The 9,722-nt window shown below is 65.3% G+C and carries 10 protein-coding genes; all 10 read left to right on the top strand.

Translation table 11 applies throughout. The annotated features are described in order from the left end of the window. Window positions 1-524, top strand: a 524-nt coding sequence (locus tag VKP01_RS10990) for an SDR family oxidoreductase (protein ID WP_324412227.1), incomplete at its 5' end; no start/stop codon positions are given. Window positions 525-617: 93 nt separating this feature from the next. Beyond that, window positions 618-1,916, top strand: coding sequence for a Xaa-Pro peptidase family protein (locus VKP01_RS10985; protein WP_324412225.1), 1,299 nt, complete (start codon window positions 618-620; stop codon window positions 1,914-1,916). Window positions 1,917-1,997: 81 nt separating this feature from the next. Continuing rightward, window positions 1,998-2,981, top strand: a complete 984-nt coding sequence (locus VKP01_RS10980; RefSeq protein ID WP_324412224.1) for a thiamine pyrophosphate-dependent dehydrogenase E1 component subunit alpha — start codon at window positions 1,998-2,000, stop codon at window positions 2,979-2,981. 10 nt (window positions 2,982-2,991) lie between these two features. After that, window positions 2,992-3,987 (top strand): alpha-ketoacid dehydrogenase subunit beta, encoded by a 996-nt coding sequence (locus VKP01_RS10975; RefSeq protein WP_324412222.1) that lies wholly within the window; start codon window positions 2,992-2,994, stop codon window positions 3,985-3,987. Continuing rightward, window positions 3,977-5,320 carry a biotin/lipoyl-containing protein gene (locus VKP01_RS10970; RefSeq protein ID WP_324412220.1) on the top strand — a complete coding sequence of 448 codons (1,344 nt, stop codon included), beginning with the start codon at window positions 3,977-3,979 and terminating at the stop codon, window positions 5,318-5,320. Before VKP01_RS10975 ends, VKP01_RS10970 begins: the two co-directional genes overlap by 11 nt. A gap of 16 nt (window positions 5,321-5,336) precedes the next feature. Next, window positions 5,337-6,761: an NAD-dependent succinate-semialdehyde dehydrogenase gene (locus VKP01_RS10965; RefSeq protein ID WP_324412218.1), complete on the top strand. Its 1,425-nt coding sequence runs from the start codon at window positions 5,337-5,339 to the stop codon at window positions 6,759-6,761. 9 nt (window positions 6,762-6,770) lie between these two features. Next, on the top strand, window positions 6,771-7,670 hold the full coding sequence (locus VKP01_RS10960; protein WP_324412216.1) for a 2-oxo acid dehydrogenase subunit E2: 900 nt from the start codon (window positions 6,771-6,773) through the stop codon (window positions 7,668-7,670). A gap of 216 nt (window positions 7,671-7,886) precedes the next feature. Beyond that, window positions 7,887-8,315, top strand: coding sequence for an FCD domain-containing protein (locus VKP01_RS10955; protein WP_324412214.1), 429 nt, complete (start codon window positions 7,887-7,889; stop codon window positions 8,313-8,315). Continuing rightward, window positions 8,305-9,297 (top strand): ABC transporter ATP-binding protein, encoded by a 993-nt coding sequence (locus tag VKP01_RS10950; RefSeq protein ID WP_414706564.1) that lies wholly within the window; start codon window positions 8,305-8,307, stop codon window positions 9,295-9,297. The genes VKP01_RS10955 and VKP01_RS10950 overlap by 11 nt, the downstream gene beginning before the upstream one ends. 350 nt (window positions 9,298-9,647) lie before the next feature. Then, on the top strand, window positions 9,648-9,722 hold a 75-nt coding region (locus VKP01_RS17370), incomplete at its 3' end, for a hypothetical protein (protein WP_414706565.1).

The following is a 9,722-nucleotide window of genomic DNA, read 5'->3' as shown; positions in this document are numbered from 1 at the left end:
TGAACAAACCGCGCATGTTCATGGATATCGATGAAGACAACTGGGACACGATCATGGACATCAACGCCAAGGGCGTTCTTCTGGGCATGCAGGAAGCTGCGCGCCAGATGATCGCGCAGGGCCCGATGCCCGATCATCCCTACAAGATCATCCCCGTGGGCTCGATCGTCTCGCGCACCGCCTTCCTCGACGTGATCCCCTATTCCTGCTCGAAATATGCCGTGCTCGCCATGATCATCGGCGGCGCCAAGGCCCTTTGGGAGCACAGGATCACCGTCAATGGCTACGGGCCGGGCGTGGTGCGTACCGAATTGTGGGAGCAGCTCGACAAGGATCTGGTCAAGATCGGCATGTTCGAGAAGGAAGGCCAGTCCATGGATCATCTGGCCAGCACCATGATCACCATGAAGCGCTACAGCTACCCGGAAGACGTGCAGGGCACCGCCGCCTTCCTGTGTTCCAGCGACAGCGACTACATGACAGGCCAGCTCATCATGATCGATGGCGGCATGATCATGCAGTGAGCCGGCGGGCCGTTGCGGCCCGCGCTGCGCATTTTCCCAAAACCGATCACCCGATACCGGCGGCCCGACCCGCCGATGCTGAGGATTCGTCTCATGTCACGCGCTCTTCTGCCCAATCTCCTGACCCCGCAGGATCTCGAACCGCACTGGAAATGGGAAGGACGCCTTCCCGCCTGGGGTCATACCTCGGTCGATTTCGAACGCCGAATCGACCATGATCGCCTGCGCCGCTACCGGCTCGCACGCACCCGACAGGCGCTGCAGGCCTCGCAGGCCGGGACGCTCCTGCTCTTCGACGTCAATAATATCCGCTATGTCAGCGCCACCAAGATCGGCGAATGGGAACGCGACAAGATGTGCCGTTTCTGTCTGCTGACCGGCGATGACGCCCCCTATGTCTGGGATTTCGGCTCTGCCGCCATGCATCACAAGAAGTATTCGGACTGGCTGGTGCCCGAGCATTGCCGCGCCGGCGTGGTCGGGATGCGCGGCACCATCCCGCCGGAATTCGGCCTGATGCGCAAATATGCCCGCGAAATCGCCGGGCTGATCCGCGATGCCGGCATGGCCGACATGCCCGTCGGCGTCGATTACGCCGAGACCGCGATGTTCCATGCCCTTCAGGAGGAAGGCCTCAAGGTCGTCGACGGACAGCAGGTCATGCTCGCGGCCCGCGAGATCAAGAACTGGGACGAAATCCAGCTCCTGACCCAGGCAGCCAGCATGGTCGATGGTGTCTATCACATGATCTATGAGGAGCTGAAACCCGGCATCCGCGAGAACGACATTGTCGCCCTGTCGAATAAAATGCTCTACGAGATGGGCAGTGACGACGTCGAGGCGATCAACGCCATTTCCGGCGAGCGCTGCAACCCGCATCCGCACAACTTCACCGATCGCTATTTCCGTCCCGGCGACCAGGCCTTCTTCGATATCCTGCAGAGCTATCAGGGCTATCGCACCTGCTACTACCGCACCTTCAATATCGGGCGCGCAACGCCGGCTCAGAACGACGCCTATGTCAAGGCGCGTGAATGGATCGACGCCTCGATCGCCATGATCAGGCCCGGCGTCAGCACCGACAAGGTTGCCGCCGTCTGGCCGAAGGCCGAGGATTTCGGCTTCCCCAACGAGGATGCCGCCTTCGGCCTGCAATTCGGCCACGGGCTGGGGCTCGCCCTGCACGAACGCCCGATCATTTCCCGCGCGGTCAGCATGGATCATCCCATGGAGATCCAGACCGGCATGGTCTTCGCGCTGGAGACCTATTGCCCGGCCAGCGACGGGTATTCAGCCGCGCGGATCGAGGAGGAGGTCGTGGTCACGGATACCGGATGCGAAGTGATCAGCCTGTTCCCGGCTGAAGAACTGCCCATCGCCAACCGCTACTAGGACGAGACCGCCGGTCGCATGACGGCTGGCGGAGCGATCCGTGCATCCGCGCCGAGTCTCACCCTCCACAGGATAATCGCCATGGCTGATGCCGAACCGAAAACAAACACCGAGGATTACCTGCGGATGTATCGCCAGATGGTGCGCATCCGCACCTTCGAGGACAATGCCAACCAGCTCTATCTCTCGGCGAAGATGCCGGGTCTGACCCACATGTATTCCGGCGAGGAAGCGGTTGCCGTCGGTATCTGCGAGGCGCTGACCGACAACGACCGCATCACCTCGACCCATCGCGGGCATGGCCATTGCGTGGCCAAGGGCGCGGAATTCAAGGAGATGTTCTGCGAGCTTCTCGGCAAGGAAGAGGGCTATTGCCGGGGCAAGGGCGGCTCGATGCACATCGCCGACCAGAGCCACGGCAATCTCGGCGCCAACGCCATCGTCGGCGGTTCGATGGGCATCGCCACGGGATCGGCCCTGCGCGCGAAGCTGTCGGGATCGGACGACGTCACCGTGTGCTTCTTCGGTGACGGCGCGACCGCCCAGGGGCTGATGTACGAGGTCATGAACATGGCGGCCCTGTGGAGACTGCCGGTGATCTATGCCTGCGAGAACAACGGCTATTCCGAATATACGCGAACCGAAGAGATCGCCGCCGGCGCCATTCTCGCGCGCGCCGAGGCCTTCGGCATCGAGGCGCATCAGGTCGACGGCCAGGACGTGCTCGCCGTCAACGCCCTGACCCGACGCCTGGTCGAGCGCGCTCGCAAGGGCGAGGGCCCCTTCTTCATGGAACTGATGACCTACCGCTATCACGGCCACCATGTCGGGGACATCAACCGTGAATACTACCGCTCGAAAGAGGAAGAGAAGGACTGGAAGGAAAACCGCGATCCCATCATCCGCTTCCGCGCCTGGCTTGTCGCCGAGGGCATCGCCAGCGAGAACGAGATCGAGGCGATGAATGCCGCGATCACCGAGGATGCCGCGCAGGCCGTGGCCTATGCCGAGGCCGCGCCCTACCCGGATGCATCCGAAGTCGACATGCATGTCTATGCGGATTGAGGAGGAAACGATGCGCGAGATTACCCTGTCCCAGGCCGTCAATGAGGCGATCGCCGAGGAAATGCGCCGCGATCCCACCGTCTTCCTGATGGGCGAGGATGTGGCCGAGGCCGGCACGCCCTTCAAGGTGCTTTCCGGGCTCGTGGAAGAATTCGGCACCCAGCGGGTGATCGACACCCCGATCTCCGAGCCCGGATTCGTGGGCATGGCCGTCGGCGCGGCGATGACCGGTGCGCGGCCGATCGTCGATCTGATGTTCGGCGATTTCCTCTATCTGGTCATGGATCAGCTGTGCAATCAGGCCGCGAAGCAGCATTACATGTCCGGCGGCAAGCTCACGGTGCCGATGGTGCTGCGCACCAACCTCGGCGCCACCCGCCGCTCGGCGGCGCAGCACAGCCAGTCGCTGCAGGCGCTGGTGGCCCATATTCCGGGTCTCAAGATCGCCATGCCGTCATCCGCTTATGAAGCCAAGGGCCTGATGAAGACCGCGATCCGTGACAACAACCCGGTCGTCATCTTCGAAGACAAGCTGATGTATCAGGACAAGGCGCCGGTGCCGGAGGAGGAATACCTGATCCCCTTCGGCGAGGCCCATATCAAGCGCGCGGGGCGCGACATCACCCTGATCGCCACATCCTCGATGGTGCAGGTCGCGGAGAAAGCCGCCGGATTGCTCGCCGGCGAGGGGATCGAGGCGGAAGTCATTGATCCGCGCACCATCGTGCCGCTGGACGAGGCCAGCCTGCTCGCGAGCGTACGCAAGACCAGCCGCGCCATCGTGATCGACGAGGGGCATCAGAGTTACGGCGTCACCGCCGAAATCGCCGCGCGGCTGAACGAGAAGGCTTTCTATCATCTGGATGCACCGGTGTTACGGATGGGCGCGATGGATGTCCCGGTCCCGTTCAGCCCCGCTCTGGAGGATCTGACCGTGCCCACCCCCGAGCGGGTAGTAGCGCAGGCACGCAAGCTCTGCGCGGGGGAATTGATCCATGCCGCATGACGTGACGATGCCACAACTCGGCATGACGCAGGATTCCGGGCGGCTGACGCAATGGTTGAAACAGCCAGGCGAACAGGTCGCGCGCGGGGATCTTCTGTTCGAGGTCGAGACCGACAAGGCCACGATGGAGATCGAGGCCCAGGCCGACGGTTTCCTTACGCATGTCAAGGCCGATGAGGGTGCCGACATTCCCGTCGGCAAGGTCATCGCGCAGATTTCGGAGACGGCGGATGCGCCCGGAGAAGCGGCAGCGACGCCCGCGCCTGAGGCGGACCCCGCGCCCGCGGCCGACGATGCCCTGCCGGAGGGCCGCACGGTGACCATGCCGCAGCTCGGCATGACGCAGGATAGCGGGGTTCTCGTCACCTGGCTGAAGGACCCCGGTGATGCGGTCGGCGCCGAGGATGTCCTGTTCGAGGTGGAGACCGACAAGAGCACGATGGAGGTCGCGGCAGGCCATGACGGCTATCTCGCCGCCACCCTCGCCGAACCCGGTGAGGCCGTAGCGGTGGGCGGCATGCTCGCCATCATATCCGCGGGCCCGCCATCCGCCACGGTCGTCCGATCGGCGGCGCAGATGGCGGCACAGGGTGCGGCGCAAGCGGCTCCGGCGGATGCTCAACGAGCCCCCGCCCAGGCCAGGCCGGCCGCTGTGCAGGCACCGCCGGCTGCCGCATCACAGGCAGTGTCGGAATCCGAGGGTCGGATTCTCGCCTCGCCCAAGCTTCGGCGAATCGCACGCGCCGAAGGGCTCGATCTCGCCCGGCTGGTGCGCGCGGGTCATCCGCAGCCCTACCACATGCGCGATCTCGAGACGCTGCGCGCCCTGCCTGAAGAATCACGGCAGCCGGGCGCGCAGCAGCCGTCCACGCATGCCGCGGCAGCCGCCGCAACAATGCGGCTTGGCGCGCATTGCCCGCAGGACGGCTTCGCCGCCTTCGCCCGCTGGGCCGGCGAAACGCATGGACTTGCCGATGCGGATTCGCTGCTGGCCGGCCTCGCCGGGGCGAGCCTTGCAGGGGGCGACAGCATCATCGCGGTGGAGCGCTTCGGTGCAAGGCGAACATTTCGAATCCCGCAGGATCGCCGCCTTTCCGCCGCCACGCCGAGCGACGAGGCACCGGCGCTGATCCTGCGCGATCTGCGCGCGACGGCGGTTGAATCCGTGGCGATCGGCGCCGAAGCGCTGCCCGTCATCACGATCACCTGCCGGGGAGAGGGTCTTTCGATCACGCTCGAATGCAGCCCCACGCAGATGGACGGTCCGGCAGCCATCGCCTTTCTCGATGCTTTCGCAGGACGGCTGGGTGAGCCGCTGCGTCACCTGCTCTGAATCTTTCGAGGACATCATGGATTACACCGATCTCTATATCGACGGCGGCTGGCGGGCGACGAATGAACGCTTCGACGTCATCAACCCGGCAACCGAAAACGTGTTGGCCTCCGTCGCCTCCGCCGACATCGCCGACGCCGATGCCGCCCTTGATGCGGCGCAAGCCGCCATGGCCGAATGGGCCGCGCGCACACCACGGGCGCGCTCCGAAGTCCTGCGCCGCGCTTTTGAGCTGATGAGCGCGCGGCTTGAGGATTTTGCGAAGCTGATCACGCTGGAAAACGGCAAGGCGCGCGCGGATGCAATGGGCGAAGCCGCCTATGCCGCCGAGTTCTTTCGCTGGTTCGCCGAGGAGGCGGTGCGCGCCGACGGGCTGATCACCCGGGCCCCGAGCTCGGGCGCGCGCATCATCGTGCAGCACAAACCCGCCGGTCTCGCCGTACTGATCACGCCCTGGAACTATCCGGCGGCGATGGGGACGCGCAAGATCGCCCCGGCACTCGCGGCGGGTTGCGGCATGATCGTCAAGCCCGCCTCGGAAACACCCCTGACCATGCTGGCACTGATGCCGCTTCTGGAAGAGGCGGGTGTGCCAAAAGGGCTCGTCAACGTGCTTCCCTCGAAGCGCACCGGGGCGCTGGTCGATCACATGCTGGCCGATCCGCGCGTGCGCGTGGTGAGCTTCACCGGCTCGACGGCCGTGGGGCGCAAGCTCCTGAAATCCGCCGCAGGCGAGGTGCTCAAACCCGCCATGGAGCTCGGCGGCAACGCGCCCTGCATCGTTTTCGACGATGCCGATCTCGATCAGGCCGTCGAGGGCACCATGCTGGCCAAGATGCGCAATCTCGGCGAAGCCTGCACGGCGGCCAACCGCATCTATGTGCATGAATCGGTCGCGCCGGAATTCACCCGCCGCCTGAGCGAACGCATGAGTGCGCTCAAGGTTGGCGACGGCAGCGATCCGGAAGTCGATGTTGGCCCACTCGTCAATGCCGATACCCGCGACAAGGTCGCGGCCTTCGTCGCCGACGCCATGGCAAAGGGCGCGAAGCTGGAATGCGGCGGAGAGGTCCCGGCGGGGAAGGGCTTCTATTATCCGCCGACAGTGCTCTCGAACGTGCCGCAGAATGCAGATTGCGTGCATGACGAGATATTCGGCCCCGTCGCCGCTATCCAGACCTTCAGCGACCAGGACGACGTGATCCGCCGGGCCAATGCCACCGAATACGGCCTCGTCGCCTATGTCTTCTCAGCCGATTTCAAACGCGCCATGCAGGTCTGCGAGCGGCTCGAATACGGCATGGTCGGGCTCAATCGCGGGCTTGTCAGCGATCCCGCTGCGCCGTTCGGCGGGGTAAAGCAATCGGGGCTGGGCCGTGAGGGCGGGCATGAGGGCATGCACGAATTCATGGAAACCCAATACATTTCCGCAAGCTGGTGAGGAGACGGGATGTCTGAAATCATTGCCGCACCCTCCGTCCGGCGCCTCGCCCGCGAAAGGGGTGTCGATCTCGAGGAACGCGCCCGGGCGCTGGGCCGCACCACAATGGCGCGCGAGGATATCGAGGGGGATGGCGGGCAGGCCGGCACGCCACCCCCCGCGCCATCGCCTGCGCGCGAAACCTCTTACTGGGACATTGATCACGCGGCATACGGCCCCGTTACGGAAGAGCCGATGAGCCGCATCGCCCGGCTCGCCGCTGCCAATCTCGGCGCGGCCAATGCGCAGATCCCGCAGGTCACCCATCACGACCGGGCCGATATGCGCGCCATCGAGGCCTTTCGCGCGGACCTCAAGGACGAGGCGCAGGCGCGCGGCGTCCGGCTGACGGCGCTGGCTTTCCATGTCGCGGCGCTCGCGCGCTGCCTGCGCGCCTTCCCGCGCTTCAACGCCTCGCTCACGGCGGATGGCGAGCGGCTGATCCTCAAGGATTACGTCCATATCGGCATCGCCGTCGATACGCCGCACGGGCTGATGGTACCGGTCATCCGGGATGCCGATCAAAAGGGGCTGTGGCAGATCGCAGGAGAGATCGCCGATCTGGCGGCGCGGGCCAAGGCGCGCAAGCTCGGCCCTGATGCGATGGGCGGCGCCTCGATGACCATCACCTCGCTCGGTGGAATCGGCGGGATCGGTTTCACACCCATCGTCAACCCGCCGGAACTCGCGATCCTGGGCATCACCCGCACTGAAACCATCACCGTCTGGGAAGGCGACACGCCGCGCCCGGTCCCGATGGTGCCGCTCGATCTCAGCTACGATCACCGCGTGATCAACGGTGCGGACGCGGCACGATTCACGGCGCATCTGATCGCGCTCCTGACGGACCCGCGCGCCATGCTGATCTAGCAGCGCGCGCCATCCCATCGTCGGAATGGCCGGAACGGCGAGGGTTGCGGCTCAATCCGGCGGGCCCGGAGTGCCCCCCCGAAACGTGGTGAATCGCCCGTATGGATACGGCGATCACCGCGCTTGATCCCGTCAGCGCAGACGAACCGATATGCGATTGGTCACGCCGGCATCAAGATCGGCGGCCCCGCAAATCCGATGATGGGATCATCGCTCATGGCCGAGGCCGGCGGCGAAACGGCGCACGCAACCAATGGCGGCAATAATTCCAGCCGTGCAGGCGCGGCCCTGCGGGCACCGGTGCAGCACATCGACCGGAATGGCGGGCAAGCCTTGCGCCGACCGACCGAGCGGGACCTCGCAGCGGAGCTCGGGATCGGGCGGCGGGCCGTGCGCCGCGCGCTGCTCTTCGGTCTCTACGAGATCATCGAGGAAGTGCGCCGCGACAAGGCATGGCGCGGCCTGCGCGAACGGGCGCGCTCGAAAGGCATGATCGCGACCTATGTCGAGCAGCATGCCGCGATCGTCGACGCCATCGCCCGCCACGACCCCGGCGCCGCCGAACAGGCGATACGCAGCCATATCGCCACGCTTCGCCGCAGCATTCTCTCACAGGACGATCAGGAGGCCGGCCTTGTCGGATAACGCGCCCCTTCTCGCAGTCGAGGATCTCTCGATCATGATTGGCCGGCAGGCTCAAAACCTCGTCGATGGCGTGAGCTTCTCGATCATGCCCGGCGAGACCTTGTGCATCGTCAGCGAATCGGGCTGCGGCAAGTCGGTCACGGCACTGGCGCTGATGGGTCTGCTGCAGACGCCGCCGGTCTCCGTCACCGACGGGCGGGTGCGCTTCGACGGGCGCGATCTGCTCGGGCTCTCCACCGAGGCCTGGTCGGCGCTGCGCGGCGACCGCATGGCCATGATCTTCCAGGAGCCGATGACGGCGCTCAATCCCGCCTTCACCATCGGCGACCAGATCATCGAATCGGTGATGCGCCAGCGCACCAAAAACGCCATGGCGCTCGCCAATGATCCCAACCTGCTGATCGCCGACGCGCCGACCACCGCGCTCGACGTCACCATCCAGGCGCAGGTGATCAACCTGCTGGAGGATCTCAAGGAGGAATTCAGCCTCATCCTGATCGTGATCACCCACGATCTCGCCGTGGTTCGCCACATGAGCGACCGGGTCGGCGTGATGTATCTCGGTGAGCTCGTCGCAGGCGGAGAAGCGGAGGGTTTCTTCTCTGCACCGCTGCACCCGTATTCGCGTGCCCTGCTCGCGGCAATTCCCGCTCCCGATCCCGCGCGCCGGCACGATGGCGACAGGCCGACGCTGACGGGCGATATCCCCAAACCCGTCGCCCCGCCACCCGGATGCCGCTTCCATACGCGCTGCCCCTTCGCCGATGCGCGCTGCCGCCCTGATCGCCGCGATGGCGGCGAGCAGGCAGGCGCAGGAACTGCGCATCGGCCTGCAGGACGATGCAGACGTGCTCGATCCCGATCAGTCGCACACCTTCGTGGGGCTTATCGTCTATACCGCGCTTTGCGACAAGCTCGTCGATATCGATCCCGATCTCAACATCGTGCCCCGGCTCGCGACCGATTGGAGCTGGTCGGATGACGAGACGGAATTGACAATGAGCCTGCGTGAGGGCGTCGTCTTCCATGACGGCACGCCCTTCAACGCCGAGGCCATGATCACCAATATCGACCGCAGCCAGAACCTGCCCGGGAGCCGCCGCAAGTCGGGAGTCGCCTCCGTCACCGCCGTCGGCTTCATCCTGATGAACCTGCTCGCCGACACCGCCTACATGATCCTCAATCCGCGCATGAGGGACCAGAAACGAGCACGGTCACCTCTGCGCCGGCCCTGCGCATGCAACCTCGGGCGGGGATGTCCAGCCGCAGATCGAGACGCTGCCGCCGCGCCGCAACCGGGTCCGGGAGAAGCTGAGGCGACGCCCCTCCGCCTTGTTCGGAGCGGTGCTCGTCGGCCCTTTCGTCTTCCTCGCCATCGCCGCGCCGTTCCTGCCGATCAGGCCGCCG

Source organism: Saliniramus sp., assembly GCF_035311605.1.
Classification (GTDB): Bacteria; Pseudomonadota; Alphaproteobacteria; order Rhizobiales; family Beijerinckiaceae; genus Saliniramus.
The sequence above is the reverse complement of the archived record's forward strand: the minus strand, read 5'-3'. Positions and strand labels throughout refer to the sequence as shown.

Bases quoted from the DNA above. Each gene is read 5' to 3' on its own strand.
- VKP01_RS10985 (WP_324412225.1), top strand. From the start codon at position 618: ATGTCACGCGCTCTTCTGCCCAATCTCCTGACCCCGCAGGATCTCGAA.
- VKP01_RS10970 (WP_324412220.1), top strand. From the start codon at position 3,977: ATGCCGCATGACGTGACGATGCCACAACTCGGCATGACGCAGGATTCC.
- VKP01_RS10980 (WP_324412224.1), top strand. From the start codon at position 1,998: ATGGCTGATGCCGAACCGAAAACAAACACCGAGGATTACCTGCGGATG.
- VKP01_RS10955 (WP_324412214.1), top strand. From the start codon at position 7,887: ATGGCCGAGGCCGGCGGCGAAACGGCGCACGCAACCAATGGCGGCAAT.
- VKP01_RS10975 (WP_324412222.1), top strand. From the start codon at position 2,992: ATGCGCGAGATTACCCTGTCCCAGGCCGTCAATGAGGCGATCGCCGAG.
- VKP01_RS10960 (WP_324412216.1), top strand. From the start codon at position 6,771: ATGTCTGAAATCATTGCCGCACCCTCCGTCCGGCGCCTCGCCCGCGAA.
- VKP01_RS10965 (WP_324412218.1), top strand. From the start codon at position 5,337: ATGGATTACACCGATCTCTATATCGACGGCGGCTGGCGGGCGACGAAT.